The sequence below is a fragment of the Nocardia sp. NPDC058499 genome, from assembly GCF_042719915.1.
Taxonomy (GTDB): Bacteria; Actinomycetota; Actinomycetes; order Mycobacteriales; family Mycobacteriaceae; genus Nocardia.
This window is the reverse complement of sequence record NZ_JBHXMZ010000007.1, coordinates 360,865-376,949: the sequence shown is the minus strand read 5'-3', so window position 1 is coordinate 376,949 and position 16,085 is coordinate 360,865. Positions and strand designations below refer to the sequence as shown.

General features: G+C 68.4%; 14 protein-coding genes. 7 read left to right on the top strand and 7 right to left on the bottom strand.

Annotation, left to right across the window (positions count from 1 at the left end; all coding sequences use genetic code 11):
• Positions 1 to 240: 240 nt before the first annotated feature.
• From ACFWPH_RS22985 to ACFWPH_RS22975, 3 genes are all read right to left on the bottom strand, one after another.
• Positions 241 to 2,370 (bottom strand): RecQ family ATP-dependent DNA helicase, encoded by a 2,130-nt coding sequence (locus tag ACFWPH_RS22985; protein ID WP_378754163.1) that lies wholly within the window; start codon positions 2,368 to 2,370, stop codon positions 241 to 243.
• Between the two features lie 194 nt (positions 2,371 to 2,564).
• Positions 2,565 to 2,831, bottom strand: coding sequence for a hypothetical protein (locus tag ACFWPH_RS22980; RefSeq protein ID WP_378754161.1), 267 nt, complete (start codon positions 2,829 to 2,831; stop codon positions 2,565 to 2,567).
• Complete coding sequence (locus ACFWPH_RS22975; protein ID WP_378754254.1) at positions 2,818 to 5,307, bottom strand: PEP/pyruvate-binding domain-containing protein; 2,490 nt, start codon at positions 5,305 to 5,307, stop codon at positions 2,818 to 2,820. Before ACFWPH_RS22975 ends, ACFWPH_RS22980 begins: the two co-directional genes overlap by 14 nt.
• A gap of 265 nt (positions 5,308 to 5,572) precedes the next feature.
• Between ACFWPH_RS22975 and ACFWPH_RS22970 the strand changes: the two genes are divergently transcribed.
• The 5 genes from ACFWPH_RS22970 to ACFWPH_RS22950 all read left to right on the top strand — a co-directional run bounded on the left by ACFWPH_RS22970 (position 5,573) and on the right by ACFWPH_RS22950 (position 8,559).
• Positions 5,573 to 6,271 (top strand): ESX secretion-associated protein EspG, encoded by a 699-nt coding sequence (locus ACFWPH_RS22970; protein WP_378754159.1) that lies wholly within the window; start codon positions 5,573 to 5,575, stop codon positions 6,269 to 6,271.
• Between the two features lie 80 nt (positions 6,272 to 6,351).
• Positions 6,352 to 6,723 carry a hypothetical protein gene (locus ACFWPH_RS22965; RefSeq protein ID WP_280415555.1) on the top strand — a complete coding sequence of 124 codons (372 nt, stop codon included), beginning with the start codon at positions 6,352 to 6,354 and terminating at the stop codon, positions 6,721 to 6,723.
• Positions 6,720 to 7,754, top strand: a complete 1,035-nt coding sequence (locus ACFWPH_RS22960; protein WP_378754157.1) for a WXG100 family type VII secretion target — start codon at positions 6,720 to 6,722, stop codon at positions 7,752 to 7,754. The genes ACFWPH_RS22965 and ACFWPH_RS22960 overlap by 4 nt, the downstream gene beginning before the upstream one ends.
• 128 nt (positions 7,755 to 7,882) lie before the next feature.
• The gene (locus ACFWPH_RS22955; protein WP_378754155.1) at positions 7,883 to 8,158 is read left to right on the top strand and encodes a type II toxin-antitoxin system Phd/YefM family antitoxin; all 276 of its coding nucleotides are present in this window, start codon (positions 7,883 to 7,885) and stop codon (positions 8,156 to 8,158) included.
• Entirely contained in the window at positions 8,155 to 8,559 is a 405-nt protein-coding gene (locus tag ACFWPH_RS22950; RefSeq protein WP_378754153.1) for a type II toxin-antitoxin system VapC family toxin, read from the top strand. The genes ACFWPH_RS22955 and ACFWPH_RS22950 overlap by 4 nt, the downstream gene beginning before the upstream one ends.
• A gap of 514 nt (positions 8,560 to 9,073) precedes the next feature.
• Here ACFWPH_RS22950 and ACFWPH_RS22945 read toward each other — a convergent pair.
• Together ACFWPH_RS22945 and ACFWPH_RS22940 are read right to left on the bottom strand one after the other, a co-directional pair.
• Positions 9,074 to 9,892 carry an SAM-dependent methyltransferase gene (locus ACFWPH_RS22945; protein WP_378754151.1) on the bottom strand — a complete coding sequence of 273 codons (819 nt, stop codon included), beginning with the start codon at positions 9,890 to 9,892 and terminating at the stop codon, positions 9,074 to 9,076.
• Between the two features lie 680 nt (positions 9,893 to 10,572).
• Entirely contained in the window at positions 10,573 to 11,937 is a 1,365-nt protein-coding gene (locus ACFWPH_RS22940; protein ID WP_378754149.1) for a DoxX family protein, read from the bottom strand.
• 178 nt (positions 11,938 to 12,115) lie between these two features.
• Here ACFWPH_RS22940 and ACFWPH_RS22935 point away from each other — a divergent pair, with 178 nt between their 5' ends.
• Positions 12,116 to 12,901, top strand: coding sequence for an aminoglycoside adenylyltransferase family protein (locus tag ACFWPH_RS22935; protein ID WP_378754147.1), 786 nt, complete (start codon positions 12,116 to 12,118; stop codon positions 12,899 to 12,901).
• 144 nt (positions 12,902 to 13,045) lie between these two features.
• Here ACFWPH_RS22935 and ACFWPH_RS22930 read toward each other — a convergent pair whose 3' ends face one another.
• Complete coding sequence (locus ACFWPH_RS22930; protein ID WP_378754145.1) at positions 13,046 to 13,783, bottom strand: SDR family NAD(P)-dependent oxidoreductase; 738 nt, start codon at positions 13,781 to 13,783, stop codon at positions 13,046 to 13,048.
• A gap of 75 nt (positions 13,784 to 13,858) precedes the next feature.
• Complete coding sequence (locus ACFWPH_RS22925) at positions 13,859 to 14,683, bottom strand: CPBP family intramembrane glutamic endopeptidase (RefSeq protein WP_378754144.1); 825 nt, start codon at positions 14,681 to 14,683, stop codon at positions 13,859 to 13,861.
• Positions 14,684 to 15,044: 361 nt separating this feature from the next.
• Here ACFWPH_RS22925 and ACFWPH_RS22920 point away from each other — a divergent pair, with 361 nt between their 5' ends.
• Complete coding sequence (locus ACFWPH_RS22920; protein WP_378754142.1) at positions 15,045 to 16,079, top strand: ABC transporter substrate-binding protein; 1,035 nt, start codon at positions 15,045 to 15,047, stop codon at positions 16,077 to 16,079.
• Positions 16,080 to 16,085: the final 6 nt, after the last annotated feature.

Below are 16,085 nucleotides of genomic sequence, written 5' to 3'. Positions count from 1 at the left end.
AGGCTGGGAGGCACGGTGCTACGAAAACCGCCGCCTCGATCCCGGCGGCGGTGATCATTGCGCCCGGTGAGATACCTGACGACCCGGCGGCCAGCGAGAACGCGTACGGCACCGGCCCGACCCCGTCCCGGCGGCACGCGCCGGGGCGGCCGCCGCCCTGGGGGCGAAACCCGGCTGCCGAAGTCCGAGCTGTGCACTGAGACGAGCGTGCGGTCGGTGCCGTGCCGGGTTGCGTACCCGTCAGGTCGGGGTGGCCAATGCGAACGGCAGAACTGCAGGGGCACCGGCGCGGCGCAGGGTCCAGGCGGCGACGGTGAAGGTCCAGCCGGAGTCGGTGAGGGTGTCGACCAGCAGGATCGGGCCGTCGGCGGTGGACAGGTCGGGGATCTCCCAGGAGTCGTACAGGGCGGCGACCCGATGCGCGGAGTTGACCGCCGATACCGGCGGGCGATCGGGACGCAGGTGCAGGGTTCCCAGATTGCGGAGACGGCCGATATCGGCGAGGCGTTCGGCCAGCGAAGTGGTCAGTACGGGGTGGTCCGGTGATTCCAGGGCGAGTACCGCGGTGGGCCGGACGGCCCAATCCCATTCCCGCAGCACCGGAATACACGCCTGCACCACTTCGTCGGGAACCGGCCCGTCGGGCCCGTCGAGAACGGGACGCAGCCGCCGGCCCCAGCCCAGGGAGTTGAGACGGCCCAGGACCCGGCCGGTTTCGGCGCCTTCGGCGATCTTTCCGGACAGCGAGATACCGAGTTTGGCCATCCCGGTGGGCCACTGTTTGCGGGGTGCGAGATCGAATCCGGGGCGGTCCAGCCGGGCCCGGGTCGCGGCGACCGCCTCGGTATCGACGGTGGTGTCGCGGTGGTTTCCGGTGCAGTTGTCGCAGCGACCGCAGGCGCCGGTGCCCGGGGCGGCGCCGATGAGTGCCGGATCGTCGAGCTGGCGGCGCAGGAATTCCATCCGGCAACCGGTGGTCTGCTGATAGTCGAGCATGGCCTGCTGTTCGGCGGTGCGGGCGGCGTCCAGGCGCTCGTAGCGGTCGGCGTCGTAGGTCCAGGGCTGCCCGGTCGCCAGCCAGCCGCCGCGGACCCGGCGGACGGCGCCGTCGACATCCAGCACCTTCAGCACCATGTCCAGACGTGAACGGTTCAGCTCGACCAGGGGCTCGAGAGCTGCCGTGGACTGCGGGCGTTCGTGGTCGAGAGCTTCGAGGACCGAGCGCACCACGTGTTCGCGCGGGAAGGCGACGGAGGCGAAGTAGCTCCAGATACGGGTGTCCTCGGGGCCGGGCAGCAGGACCACCTCGGCGCGTTCGGTCGCACGACCCGCACGACCGACCTGCTGGTAATAGGAGATCGGCGAGGAGGGCGCCCCCACGTGGACCACGAAACCGAGATCGGGTTTGTCGAAGCCCATCCCCAGCGCGGAGGTGGCGATGAGGGCCTTGACCTCGTTGTCCAGCAGCGCGGTCTCGAGCGCTTCGCGTTCGGCGGGATCGGTCTGGCCCGTATACGCGGCGACCCGGTGGCCGTGGGAGGTGAGTACATCGGCGAGATCGTGCGCGCCGGCGACGGTGAGGGTGTAGACGATGCCGGAACCGGGCAGCTCGTCGAGGTGGCCGCTGAGCCAGGTGGTGCGTTCCACCGCGTCGTCGAACCGGACCACCGACAGATGCAGCGATTCGCGGTCCAGGCTGCCGCGCAGGACCAGGGTGCCGGTGCCGATCTGACCGGCGACATCGGTCACCACGCGATCGTTCGCGGTGGCGGTGGTCGCCAGCACCGGCACATCGGTGCCGAGGTCGGCGATCAGGGTGCGGATACGCCGGTAGTCGGGCCGGAAATCGTGGCCCCAGTCGGAAACGCAGTGCGCTTCGTCGATGACCACCAGTCCGGCGTCGGCGGCCAGCCGGGGCAGGACTTGATCGCGGAAATCGGGATTGTTGAGCCGTTCGGGGCTGACCAGCAGGACATCCACCGCCCCGGACGCGACCTGCTGGTGGATCTCATCCCATTCGGTGACATTTCCGGAGTTGATGGTGGCCGCCACCACCCCGGCGCGCCGCGCGGCCGCGACCTGATTACGCATGAGCGCCAGCAGCGGCGACACGATCACCGTGGGCCCGCGCCCCTGCGCGCGTAGCAGCTTGGCGGCGATGAAGTACACCGCCGATTTACCCCAGCCGGTGCGCTGCACCACCAGGGCCCGGCGTTTGTCCACCACCAGCGCCTCGATCGCGACCCACTGGTCGTCGCGCAACCGCGCGGCCGGCCCCGCCAGCTCACGCAGTAACTCTTCCGCACTTCCCCGCAACCCGTCGCCGATCGCTGCGGTCTCGTTCCGAGTGCTGCCCGGTGCCGTGGTCATGCGCCCCATACTGCCGCAGCCCACCGACAGCGGTCGGCGTGCAGGGCGAACCGCCCGGTCACACCGCGGATACCCGCCGGAGCCACCACCGGGCCGGTTTCCAGCCCCGGCTGCTGGACGGTGTCGCCGACCGCGGAACCCGCGTCGCACCCGGCGGGCCGGCCGGGAGGTCACGCGGGTAGCCCGCCGGCCGCTCAGGGCCGCGCGCTCACTCGTCCGTGCCCCGTCGCCAGTCCGCGGCGGTCACCGGCGGCAGCGTCGGCGCCCCGATGTCTGCGCTGTCCGAGCCGGTGGCGTAGCTGCCCGGGTTGCTGCTGCCGCGGATCGGCCGGGCCGGTGGCCTCGGTGTCGGCGAGATAAGCGGCCACCTTCTGCCGCTGCGGCGTCAGCGCGGTCAGCAGAGCGGCCAGTGTGCCGATCTGCGGAAGGTCGCGGGCCGCCCTCTGTTCATCCGGCTCCATTGCCGTGACCTCCTCCGGAAAGCACCGTCACCGTTCCTGCCGTACCGTCGACCCGGATCCGCATCCCGGTCCGCAATTTCCGGCGGCAGCCCGGGACCTGGAGTACTGCCGGCACCCCGAGCTCGCGGGCGACGATCGCCACCGGGACGAGCGGGCCGCCGCGTTCGGACACCAGCGCCGCCGCCGTCGGCAGCGCCGTCACCCAGCTCGGATCTGCGCGGTGGACGACGAGGATCGCGCCTGCCACATCGCGCGGTTCGTCCACCAGCACGGCGATGCCCTCGACCACGCCGGCGGCCGACGGCGACCCGGCCAGCACATCGTGGGGCGCGGCGGGCGGGGTTTCGGCAAGCGGAACCCAGCCCCGCTCCGCCAGTTCCGCATCGGTGAGCTCGGGGCCGATCGTCGTGAATCGCGCCGGCGCGACAAAGTCGGCGTCGGTGGTCCGGGCGACCTTGCGTACCGTGATCCGATCGGCCAGGCCCGGCATCGGGACCCGGTCGTAGCAGTTGCGCAGTTCCTCGACGGTCAGCAGGAAGATATCGACCGCATCGTCGATGATTCCGCGCGCCTCGAGATCGCGCCCCATCACCCGGATCATCTGTTCGATCGTCCCGAGCGCGCGGGTCCTGCAGTGCCTCAGTTGTTCCCGGTAGTCGGCGTAGTGGGCGGTTCGGGCACGCACCCGGTCGTAGAGCGACCGGCGAATTCCGCCGAGGTGTGCGTCGAGATAGGCGTCCGGGTCGTAACCGGGGCCGGCGGGCGGGTTCACGAGCGATTCCGGAGCCCCCGGCAGAAGGGCTTTCGTCAGCAAGAGCTGAGTGTCGGTGCAGGTCAGCAGGATCGCGTCCAGCACCAGCATCGGCCCCCACCGCAGCACGAGGTCCCGATCGAGTCGCCGGTACTCGGCATACGCGTGTTCCCCGTGGAGGTATTCCATCGCGTCGTAGCGGTCGGACAGGCGGGTGACCTCGGCGCAGAATTCCCGTGTCATCGTCTCGATGGCGAGTATCCGGCGCAGGTAGAGGATGGTGGTCCGAATCCGTGACCACGCCCACTGCCAACTGTTCTCGAAGAAGAAGGGGCGCAATGTTTTCGCGTGATCGTCCGGCAGCGTTTCGCCCACGCCCAGCTCCGCCGCGAGCGCGGGGCGGGACCGCGAATAGCCGGGTGTGATCCCCGCCGTCCGATACCAATGCAGCAGGTTGACGTACTCCCGGCCGTGGAAGATGCCCAGCAGATACGGGGTCCACGACTCCATTTGCCGCAGCTGGCTTTCCGGCACACCGAGCGACCGCGCGTAGCCCCGGTACACCCGGCCGTAGATATCGGCGGCCATGGTGAAGGTCAGCGGTGACATCGGCCCCGGAAAGCTCTCGAAACCCGTGGCAGTGGCCCATATCCGCGGCTCCGCCGGCGCCACCGGTTCGCCCGCGCCGCGGAGCACCGCCGCGGCCGTCTCCGCTGCGCGGAGCAGCGACGCCTGGGCGTGCTCGATACGCCCGGGCCGATACCCGGAGGGACGCGGCCCGCCCACCTGCCCCGGCGAATCCTGCAGCGTGGTGATGGGCCGTGCCTGCAGAAACCACAATCCGTCGGCGTCGATCGCCCATTCGATATCTTGCGGCCCGCCCAGCGCACCGGCCAGCGCCCGGCCGCGTCCGGCGAGCAGCGCGACGTCCTCGTCACCGAGTACGACCCCCGCCCGGCGAGGTTGCGCGACCTCCACCACCTCGATCCCGGACCCGTCCGCAGGTACGTATTCGACCTCTTTGCCGCCGGTGACCCGTGCGACGACCGTGCCCGCCCGGTCCACCACCACGGTATCGGCGTCGACCGCCCCCGCGGCCAGCCCTTCGCCCGAACCGTGCACCGCATTCACCACTACCTCGCCGGCGGCACCGCCCGGATTCCGGGTGAACAGCACGCCACTCGCCCTGGCCGCGACGAATCGCTGCAGCAGCACGGCGATCCTGGTCACCGGCACGAGGTTCCGCGCGAACGTGTACCGGACCGCCCGCTCGGAGAAGCCGGAGATCCAGCAATCCCGCACCCGATCGAACACCTCACCCGCACCGACATTCGAGTATGAATCGAACAGTCCCGCATACGAATCCGCACCGCCACCCGCCCCCACCACGGATGAGCGCACCGCGAGCGCACCGCTGCCCAGGCGAACGTGGGCTGCGCGCACCAACTCCGGCAACCCGGTGCCGTCGATCACCGCACCCGCCGACGCGATATCGGCCCGGATCCGACCGGCCAGCTCGAGCGCCACATCCATATCTCGGGCACCGGCCAGCTCGCCGAGCAACTCATCCAGCCCCGCAGCGGCCGCGAACTCCGCGAACACATCCGCGCCCAGCACCAGCCACTCCGGAACCCGTGCCCCGGCTGCCCCCAGCGCATACAGCCCCCGTGCCTTACCTCCACCGAGAGCCGCGATATCCGCTTCGGTGTCGTCCGCTGAGAGCACCCGCAAGAACCGACCTCCAACCCTGCCTGCCGCGGCGGCGCATCGTTGCCCGTTCCGCACGAGTAAACCCCAGGGACACCCTGTCTATCGTCCGATCGGGTGTGTTAGCCCACAATTTCGCCGATCCCGGCCACGGCCGTTACGAGCAGCCCACGGCATACCACCTTTTCGCTCCGCCGGTACAAGCAGTGCGGATGGGCCCCGCCCGGCGGCACCCATTAGGCTGTGGTGGCCCGCGCAGGTTTCGGTGAGGATGTGATTCCGCGTGAGTTGGAGCCTGACCCCCGACGAATTCGCGCACATATGGCGCCAAGCCGACCTGGACCGGCTCCCCTACCCGTTGCGTGTCCTCGAATCGCCGCGTACCGAACGCGACGCCCAGGCGCTCTACGCAGAACTCGCGCAGCGCCTTCCCCCGGACCCCGACCGCGATACCTGCCTGCGCATCCTCGCCGGCCCGCACACCCGCGTGATCGCCATCGGCGGTGCCACCGAACCGGGCCGGGAACTGCGCGCACTGGGTTGTGTCGTCTACGACCGCGCCGTTCTCGCGGTACAGGAGCCGGGACGTACCGCGGAATTCGGCGGCACCATCCGGTTGACCATCGGTCACAGCGCCAAACTCGGCGCCCGCCTGGCCGCCCTGCTCCCGAAATCCCGGGCCGGGCGCCATCCCGCGCGCACCGCCTCCACCGCGGCGGTGCGCGATACCGAAACCGTTGTCCAGGAGGAACGCGCGGCCGCCCCGATCCGCAAACTACTGCGCGCCCCGCACACCGCCCAGGGCCATATCCGGATCGAGGCGCACCTCGACCGGCCGAAACCACCGCCCGCGGTGCACTACACCTGGCTCGACCTGGAGAACGACGGCCGCTACCTACTCAAGGCCGACGACACCGTGCACATCGTGCCCGCCTCCACCGAACAACTCGCCATGCACCTGCAGAAGCGGATCCCCGCCTGATAGCCGATCACTACGACCCGCTGTCCGCGACCCGCGGTTGCGATTAGGCTGAGCGTGACCGACGGAGGGGTACGCCAGTCATGATCGAAGACAGTCGAGCCGAGATCGTCCGGTTCCGCCAGGCAGCCCATGCGGGAACCGTCAAGTTCGATCCCGAGGCGGCGCGGCGCTGCGCAGATTTCTACGACCGGCAGGCCGACCAGCTGATCCAGCTCAGGCAAAACCTCACCGACGCCGCCGACCCCCACGGATTCGGCGGCCTGAACTCCGCCCGGCAACTCCAAGCCGGGTTCGGTCACAAAGCGCGCGATACCGCGGCCCTGCTCGACCACTACATCGAAGCCGCCTACCGCATGAAGGAGGCGTTCCTGCTCAGCGGCGGCCTGTACGAGGAAGCCGATGCCGCCAACGCCGCCGCCGTGCGCTCCGTCGAAGCGAGGATCCCCCGATGAGTGGAACCGACCCCGATTACATCAGCGCCATGGAGCATTTCGAAGCCATGCGCCACGAGGACATCTACCAGGCCACCCAGCAGATCGACGCCGGTGAGATCCTGCGCCTGTCCGGTACCTGGATGAATGCCGCCGCCACCCTGCAGAGCTCCTTCCCCCTCACGCGCGCGAACGCGAACCTGGTCATGAACGAGGCCGAATGGGAAGGCGAGGCCGCCGACGCCGCACTCGCCTGCACCCGCAGCTTCGCCGAATCCATCGAAGAACTCGCCGGGGTGGTCGGCCAGGTCGGTCTGCGCCTCGGCGCGGTGGCCGCGGCCGCGGAAGCAGTGAAGGTCGCGGTGGTGCCACCCGGCAGTACCGGCCCGGTCGGCGCCCTGGCCCGCCTGCTGGAAGCAGCGAAGGTGATCGACGCGGACATGGTGCAGGAAGTTCTGCGCCAAGAGGCGGTCCTCACCATGAACCTGGTCTACAAACCCGCCTACACCGCCGCCGGCAGCGGAGTCCCGGCCCTCCCCGAACCGCCCCCACCGCCCGGGGCCCTGCCTCCGCTGGCCCCGCCCATCACCACCCCGCAGGTCGCCCCCGCGCCACCCTCGTCCACCGGCACCGCCCCCAGGGACGACGTGGACCCCGAGCCGCCGAATCAACCGGGCACCATCCCCGCCCCTCCACCCGCCGCGCCGGCCCCCGCACCCGGGTCGCCCGCGCCGAGTCCTGACAGCGAGGGGCCGAGGCCACAACCCGCACCGGAAATCCCGGCACCCACCGACAATCCGTCGCCCCAACCCCCAGGCACCCCCGCACCGCCGGAACCCCCGCCCGCGCCGGCACCTCCCGCCCCAGCACCACCTCCTGCTGCCGAAGCACCTCCGGAAACGGACGACCCCGGCCCGGCCGCACCGCCACCGCCTCCCGGCCAGGCCTCCTCCGGCGCCCCCCTCTCCGACCCCGACGGCCAGCCGGGCATCACCGGCCCCATTCCGGGCGGACGAGCTCCGGACCAGCCCGGCGTTATACCGCCGCCGTAGGGTTCTACGTTGAGAAAGCGACCGGCCGATGCGCGTGGATCCGGCCCTTATCTCAGTTCACCCGTTCACAGACACCAGCTACAGCCGCCACGTAGCTCACAGTGCTACACGGGGCTACACTGGTATCCATGCGGACCATCACCCAACGCGAGTTCCGAAACAACTCGGCCCAGATCATGGACGCGGTAGCCGCCGGCGAGACCGTGCGGGTAACTCGTAATGGCGTCGAGGTCGCCGAGGTCCGGCCCGTTCCATCCCGGCGCCGGCTCACTGCTGGAGAACTCATCCGGCGGCATCGGAATCTGCCCGCAATCGATTACGCCGAGATGCGACGCGAGGCGGACGAGTTCTTCGGAAACGAAGACCGTATCGGTGAGGACGAGATCTGGGACCGTCACCGATGAGCAAGCGGTACGACGCCGGCGTTCTGGACACATGCACATACCTGGACCTCGGGAGGCTCGATGAGGAAGTGTTGCCGATCGAGCCGGCGATCACCGTAGTCACCCTCGCCGAACTACATCAGGGTGTCGCGATGGCGCGCGATGCGGCAACACGCGCAGTCCGGACGGAACACCTCGGCGCCGCGATCGTAAATTTCGATCCGCTACCGCTCGATGCCGCGGCCGTAGCGCGCTACGGCTCACTGGTCGCGCTCACCATGGCCGCGAATCGAAACCCACGGCCGCGCAGGATGGATCTCCTCATCGCGGCAACCGCCTCCGCCCACAACCTGCCGCTGTACACCAGGAATGGCGCCGATTTCCGCGGATTGGAATCGATGGTCGACATCATCGAACTCTGATGCCGCAGTATGGCGGCAGATGCACCCGGTGGGAGCCGGGCGCTGGACCCCACCGCTCGAACTGGTGCTCTGCACCAACGCAGGCCCGAAACTGCGTCGTCAAGTCCAGTGATCCAACCCGGCAGATCTACCCCCTCAACCCCCAGGAGTGACACGGACGGCGGCTCAGGAGCGCCGTCGGCCAGCGGTTGTAACGAGGACAGCGAGTAGTGTGGCGGAAACTTCGCCTCAGGCTTGGGCAGCCTTCACAGCTGCCGTGGCGACCACATTGGCGTGACCCTCCACCTCAGCCCACAACCGGTGGTTGGACGGAGACCGCCCTTCGCGCTCACGGTTCGACTCGACCCAGCTCAGGGCTGTAGACATTCGTAGACATTTCCGGCTTTGGATAGCTCCATGAAATCGATCAGTGTCGACGAACTGCGGCAGAAGCAAGTCGCTGACCCCACCGTTCGGTCCGGCGCGGGTCGGCGCCGGCCCGGTCTGGTGGCAGACAGCCGCGGCTGAGGTCAGGTCACTTCTTGATCCCGACCCCACCTGTCATGAAACGCACCCCGATGGTCGTGGCGTCGGTGACGATCTCATCCGGCCGCCACAATGGCAGTGGGACGAGGCCCGGCGGGAGGATCTCCAGCCCGTCGAAATATTCGGCCAGTTCCGCAGGTGTCCGCACACGGCCCGTGCCCAGCTGTGATAGCAGCACCTGTTCGAGCTCCTCGCTTTCGCGGGAGTCGCTGAGCCGGGTGAAGTTGGTGATGAAGAAGCACGAACCGGGCGGCACTGCGGCACGGAGCGTCGCGACGATTCCCTTCGGGTCTTCCTCGTCGAGAATATGGTGCAGGATTCCGACGAGCATCACACACACCGGCTTGTCGAAGTCGATCAGTTCCCGCACATCGGGATGCGCGAGTACCTCTCCGGGCTTGCGGATATCGCCGGTGACCACCCGGGTGTTCGGGTTGGTCTCCAGATGCGCCCGGCCGTAGGCGAGCACAATGGGGTCGATATCGACGTAGACGACCTTCGCGTCCGGATTCGTCTCCTGCGCAACCTCATGTGTGTTGCGCGCCGTCGGTAGGCCGGAACCGAGATCGAGGAACTGGGTGATTCCCTTCTCGAGGGCGAGATGGCGCACTACCCGGTGCAGGATCGCCCGGTTGTGCAGCGCGATCTCTTTCAGTTCCGGCATGACGGCGAGACTGGCTTCCGCCACCTGGCGATCGATGCGGTAGTTGTCTTTTCCGTTCAGCATCACGTCGTATACCCGCGCGGCGGTCGGCTCACCGTCGTCGAAAACGTTGCTCCCGGACTGTCCTGAGTCTTCGGGGATCATCAACAGCCTCTCATCACAATCAGCACCAGCGGCCGCCAGCATAGCCACCGAACCCGCGCCCCGCGCACTGTCCAGTCCCCGGCAGGTAGGCGGAACCGATTGGAACGCAGCCTTTTTCGTTCCAACTCTGGAAGTCGCTACCTCGACTTCCATGCCGCAGTGCCCCGGCAACTTCGGCTCGATACGCCTGGTACACAGGCGGGCATCTACTGGAAATCTCAGCCGACGCCCGGAATGGCGGACCCGGTGGGGACCTGAGATCTCGGATATGCGCCGCCGAATGTCCAGCCCATCGGCCGCCCACCACTACAGCCCGGGTTGACGTCCCGGGTGGTGTGCGGCTCGAAAACCTCCGACCAAGGATCGGTTCGGGTGGTGTATGGGGAGGCGGGCGGCACAGTCGGGTCAGGCGACGGCAAAGGCGGAGCGAATACCGAACAGGTCACAAAGCCATGGATGACATATGCCTCGGCGTTGTCATTGGTACATCGTGCCCCGTCGCAGTGAACTCCCGGTGCGAGATCGAGTGCGGAAGCTCCGGGAACGAACCCACTGAGCGCGGCGCAACTTGCCGCCGCGACAACGGCCACACGAAAGGCATTCCGAAACTGCATATTTCCCCCTCAGAACTTCGTCCGACGCCAACGGTAGCCGTTGTGCCCCTGCGGAACAAGGACGATTCATCCCGCGTTGGGGTAGTCCTGCACCCAGTGGAACCCATCGCCGTTCAACGGGAAGGCGCCCGGGTCGACCGCGCTGAACTCGATCCGGGCCGAGCGGCCGTCGAGTTCGCCTTCCAGGTGGAGGTGTTCCGCGTCGGGGCGCGCATAGGAGAACGTGACCGGTGGCTCTGCTGCGCCCGGAGCGGTGACGACGGTGAGCGTCTGCGCGGCCGCGTCCACCTCCGCCGGAACACCCATCAGTCGCCCGTCCATTCCTTGAATGGTCGCCGCGCCCTCGACTTCGATCACGAGTCGCTGCCAGCGGGTCTCGTCGGTCAGCAGCGGCGGCACCGGCTCGCCGTCGATCCGGAACTCGGTTACCTCCCACAATCCATAGAGTTCCGGATTCGGTGCTCCCCCGCCGAATTCCTGCCAGCTGGTCCAGCCCACCCACGATATTCCGGCGACCAGCCAGACGCCGATCGCCGCCTGCGCCCAGGTCGCGTACCGGTTGGCCCGGACTGTGGTGAACAACGGCGGTTGGACCGCGGGCTCGGTGCGGCGGGCCAGTAGGAAGAAATCGGCAAACCGGCGGGCCTGCGGGGCAAGCAGGACCAAGGAGAAGACCAGCAGGTGGAAGGACAGGATTTTGACCGGTACGTCGAAGGTCATATTCAGCACGAATACCTGCGCCATGCTCACCACACTCAGCATCGCGCCCAGGGTGGCGGTGGGCGGCAGCAGCAGGAGTAGCCCGCCCGTGAGTTCGGCGACGCCGAGCAGGATTTCGTACACCGGCGAACTGCCGACCTGCAACCACAGCACCGACATCGGTGTCAGCTGGCCGTACGGCAGGAGCAGGGTCGACAGCGACGGCGGCGGCATCTGGCTCGGTATCGCTTTGGCGATACCGTAGAACAGCATCTGCCCGGCCAGGCAGAGCCGCAGCCCGGTCAGGAACCAGGCGGCGAGACGTGGATAGGCCGGGCGGCGGCGGTCGAGCACCGACCAGACAAGGGTCACCACGGCGGCGACGACGGCGATACAGAACAGCATCACCCAGATGGCGGCCTGATCACCGCTACCCGAGTTCTGCTGGAATACGGCTTCGACCCCGAATACCGTCCGGCCCACCCACTCCAGCACCGGCGCGGCCTGCTGCAGCGGCCAAATCGGCGCGGTATCGGGGAGCCATTCATCCAAGACCGCGACGAGCGCGAAGACGATCTGCCCGATCATGACGGAGAACAGAACCGTGTAGACGACGCCGAAGCGGAACCCCACCCGCGCGGCCCACGGCCAGCGCGCCGGCGCGGCATTTTCCGTCATGGACGGGGCCGGGTCGGCACCGGGTTCGACGACCGCCGTATCGATGGCACTCACACCGCACCTCACTGTCCTGGCCGGTATCCGGCCCCCACGCGATCCCTGCCCGGAGGGCATCACGTCGAACCTAGGCCACCGCAGGGGTCGGCCGCCTCCGTGACAACCCCCATCCGTGGTCCTCCGGAAGCAGGATTTTCACCTCGGGTCGGTCCACCTGCCCGCCTATGGTGAGAATATGGGAGCTCAACCGGATCCGATTACCGAAGCCACCCCGATAGCCCGGGCCGTCGCGGACGTGCTCGGTGACGGCCTGGCCGGGCTGTATCTCTACGGTTCGGCAGTGACGGGCGGATTGCGTCACGACAGCGATATCGATCTGTTCGCCGTGGTGCGGAGTTCACTCGGTAGCGAGGTTCGAAAAGCGCTGGCCGACGTGCTGTTGCGTATTTCCGGCCACTGGCCGCGGTCGGGTCCGGCCCGGCCGGTGGAACTCACGGTGGTGGTCCGGGACGAACTGGTGCCGTGGCGTTTCCCGCCGCGCTCGGATTTCGTATACGGCGAATGGCTACGCGCGGAGTTCGAGCGGGGCGATCTGCCCACCCCCACCGACGACCCGGACCTGACGATTCTCGCCACCATGGTGCGCGACTCCTCGTCGGCACTGTTCGGCCCGCCCGCCGCGCGCCTCGTGGATCCCGTCCCGGCGAACGACCTCATCCGCGCGATCGTCGCCGGCCTACCGGAGTTGGTCGCCGGTGTGCGGGGCGACGAACGCAATGTGGTGCTGACTCTCGCCCGGATGTGGGTCACGGCCGAATCGGGGGTCGTGGTGTCCAAGGCGGATGCCGCCGAAGCGCTCGCGTCCCGGCTGCCCGCCGAGCACGCCGCGGTGCTACGCCTCGCCCGGGCCGGCTACCTGGGAGAAGCCACCGACGAGTGGACATACCGAGAGGCAGAGTTGGACTCGTTCGTGACCTACGCCGAACAGCAGATCAAGGATGCGTGTAGAACAGCCGGCTGATTCGGGCGCCGCCACCGCATGGCGAGATCGGGCGCCCGAGCCCATCCACCGTCGCGCCGGTATCCCCGAAGCGCAATATCGGCCGGGCTCGATGTGGCGATTCGGGCCGCCCGGCGCACGGCCCGAATCGCCGACGACGCTCGACTACCAAGGGATCGGGCCGCCCGCGCCCACGAAAGCTCCGTTGCGGCACGGGTCGGCGGATTCCGCGGCGGACAGGATGATCCGCGCGGCATCGTCCGGTGTCGTCGGCGCGTCCGCTGCCGCTGGGGCGAGTTCGGTCGCGACGAAACCCGGGCAGACCGAGGTCACCCGAACCGGGGTATCCGCGAGTAGTTTCGCCAGACCCACCGTGAGGCTGTTGAGGGCAGCTTTCGACGCCTGATACCCGGGCACCACCATCGAGTAGTAGGCCGAATCCGGGTTGCGCTGCTCGGACAGCGATCCCATCTCGGTGGAGACGTTTACGATATGCCCGGCCGGAGCCCGCCGCACCAGCGGCAGCAGGGCTTCGATCACGTTGGCGGGCCCGAAGGTGTTAGTCATCAAAGTTTCGGTGAAAGCGCCGGGGTGGGCGAAGTTCACCGCCTCGGATGCCGTCGCCTCGGGGAGGATCCCGGCATTGTTCACCAGCACGTCGATGTGATCGTGCCGCTCGCCGAGGGATTCGGCCAGGCAGCGGGCGCTGTCGACCGAACACACGTCCAGCAGTTCACCTTCGGCGGCGAGACCTTCGGCACGCAGATCCCGCACCACGGCGTCCACGGCTTCCGCGCGCCGGCCCGTCACGACCACCCGGTAGCCCTTGCGGGCGAACGCGGTGGCGGTCGCCCGGCCGATTCCGCGCGTCGCGCCGGTGACTACCACGATATTCTCTGCCATTTCGGTCCTTTCGCGTTTGCTGATGTACTTCGAGCAAACGCGAATCCCGGCACGGACGCTGGCAGGAAATCGCCATTACGTTCGAGCACCGATACCGCGGCGAGCGCGCGAGTTCCGCCACCACAGCAGGATCGCGGTGACGAGGAACGGGATCGCGACGAGGACCAGTGCCGAGACGGTACCGTCGGGGTCGGCGAGCTCGGCCTGGGGCCAGTGGTCACCGGTGAGCAACTGGGCCGTCACCTGAAACGCTGTATGGAAACCCATACAGGTCCACAGGCTCCCGGTGACCGCGCGTAACGCACCCAGCAGCGCCGAGAATACAGCGAACAGCACGATCCGTTCGATCGAGGCGGCCGCGCCGATCAGGGTGCCCCACAAGGTGAACAGCACAGCCTGCCCGCATACCGCTATCGCAGGCGACCAGCGCCCGGCGAGCGCGGTATAGAAGAACCCGCGGAAGACCAGCTCCTCCGGTACCGCCTCGTACAGCAGAACCAGCGCAGTGAGCCCGATCAGCACGCCGACGGCTTCGGCGGCCGGGGCCCGCACCGTGATCTCGGTCCACCCGGCCGCGACCGCCACCGCCAGTGTCGCGGCGGCGGGTACCAGCCAGTACCCGACCCCGGCGGCGAACTGCCGGAAGCCGGGACCGGCCCGCTCCAATCCGATATCCGCCCAACTGCGGCGGATCGGATACCGCAGTGCGAGCGCGATCAGCGGAACGACGAACAGGGTGGCGCAGAGCGCTCGAACGATATGCGCGGCGCGGGTGTATTCGGCGCCCATGAGCGCGCCGATACCGTCGATGAGAAATATCCACCACACCGCGACCGCGGCGAGCACCACGACAATGCTCGCGGCGCCGATCGGCGACCGGCCCTGCGTCCTCGTCTCCACCAGTCGACGGTAGGCAGCCGAAGCCGCGGAGCGCGTCCTCCGTTGGGAGGATTCGCCTACTGTCTCCGCCCGATCGCTCCGGGCGCGTTGTCCGAATCGGCGGGCGGATGACGCCCGCCGGACACCGGCTGTCCGTAGTGGTGTCCGGATACAAGCCCGGCGGTTCGCCCTGGTCGTACGTCCAGTCGGGCGTCGGATAGCATGGTCGCGGCCGCACTGCGGCCCGCGGCGTGGTGAGGGAACCCGGTGGGAGTCCGGGACTGGCGCGCAACGGTGACACCGTGCAGGTGAAGTCCGATCGCTCACGCGCCGCACGACGCCGGCCTCGCGCACAGGCCCAGACGCAAGGAGTCCAGCCCTGATGCGGTCGTTTCCGCTGATCATCGCCACCGTCCTGGCCGCCGCGACGCTCGCCGGCTGCTCGGCCACGGAGGCCGGAACCGCCGCGGATACCGCGACCGATTCGCCGGGTTATCCGATGAAGATCAGCAACTGTGGGGTCGAGGTCACGGTGGACGCTCCGCCGCAGCGTGCGGTCGCCCTGAATCAAGGGTCGGCGGAGATCATGCTGTCGCTCGGCCTGGCCGACCGGATGGTGGGCACCGCGACCTGGACCGATCCGGTGCGCGAGAATCTGGCCGCCGACAACGCGAAGGTCCCCCGGCTGGCCGATAACGCCCCGTCGTTCGAGGTGGTGCTCGATACCGAACCCGATTTCGTCGCGGCCTCCTTCGGTGGCACGCTGGGCGCCGGCGGAGTGGCCGACCGGGACCAGTTCGCGCAGCTGGGCGTGCCGTCCTACCTGTCGCCGACCGATTGCGACGGGAAAACCGATGCCAGTGTCAATGCCGACGGCGCCCGCACCGAACCGCTGACCATGGATTCGGTGTACAAGGAGGTCCGCGAACTGGCGGCGATCTTCGATATCCGGGAACGCGGTGAGCAGCTGGTCACCGCATTGCAGAGTCGCCACGACGCCGCGGTCGGCCGGATCGCCGCCCAGGACGTATCCCTGGCGTACTGGTTCGCCGACACCTCCACGCCCTATATGGCGGGATGCTGCGGATCGTCCGGCATCATCACCGACGCTGTCGGCGCGAAGAACGTTTTCGACGACACCACCAACGAGTGGCCGCAGGTGAGCTGGGAAACCGTGCTCGACCGCAACCCGACCGCCCTGGTCCTGGCCGATCTGAGCCGGCGCAGCCTGGCCGGCGACGCCCTCGACAGCAAGATCTCGTTCCTGGAATCGAACCCGGTCACCGCGCGCCTGGACGCCGTCCGCAACAAGCGCTACATCGTCGTCAACGGCGCGGATCTGAATCCGTCGATCCGGACGGTCGACGGTATCGAGAAGGTCGCCGACGCCCTGGAGCGGTGGGGCTACGGTTCGTGAGTCCGC

What these genes read in the sequence shown, in the direction of transcription:
- ACFWPH_RS22985 (WP_378754163.1), bottom strand. Translation starts at nt 2,370, where the DNA reads ATGACCACGGCACCGGGCAGCACTCGGAACGAGACCGCAGCGATCGGC.
- ACFWPH_RS22980 (WP_378754161.1), bottom strand. Translation starts at nt 2,831, where the DNA reads ATGGAGCCGGATGAACAGAGGGCGGCCCGCGACCTTCCGCAGATCGGC.
- ACFWPH_RS22965 (WP_280415555.1), top strand. Translation starts at nt 6,352, where the DNA reads ATGATCGAAGACAGTCGAGCCGAGATCGTCCGGTTCCGCCAGGCAGCC.
- ACFWPH_RS22960 (WP_378754157.1), top strand. Translation starts at nt 6,720, where the DNA reads ATGAGTGGAACCGACCCCGATTACATCAGCGCCATGGAGCATTTCGAA.
- ACFWPH_RS22955 (WP_378754155.1), top strand. Translation starts at nt 7,883, where the DNA reads ATGCGGACCATCACCCAACGCGAGTTCCGAAACAACTCGGCCCAGATC.
- ACFWPH_RS22950 (WP_378754153.1), top strand. Translation starts at nt 8,155, where the DNA reads ATGAGCAAGCGGTACGACGCCGGCGTTCTGGACACATGCACATACCTG.
- ACFWPH_RS22945 (WP_378754151.1), bottom strand. Translation starts at nt 9,892, where the DNA reads ATGATCCCCGAAGACTCAGGACAGTCCGGGAGCAACGTTTTCGACGAC.
- ACFWPH_RS22935 (WP_378754147.1), top strand. Translation starts at nt 12,116, where the DNA reads ATGGGAGCTCAACCGGATCCGATTACCGAAGCCACCCCGATAGCCCGG.
- ACFWPH_RS22930 (WP_378754145.1), bottom strand. Translation starts at nt 13,783, where the DNA reads ATGGCAGAGAATATCGTGGTAGTCACCGGCGCGACGCGCGGAATCGGC.
- ACFWPH_RS22920 (WP_378754142.1), top strand. Translation starts at nt 15,045, where the DNA reads ATGCGGTCGTTTCCGCTGATCATCGCCACCGTCCTGGCCGCCGCGACG.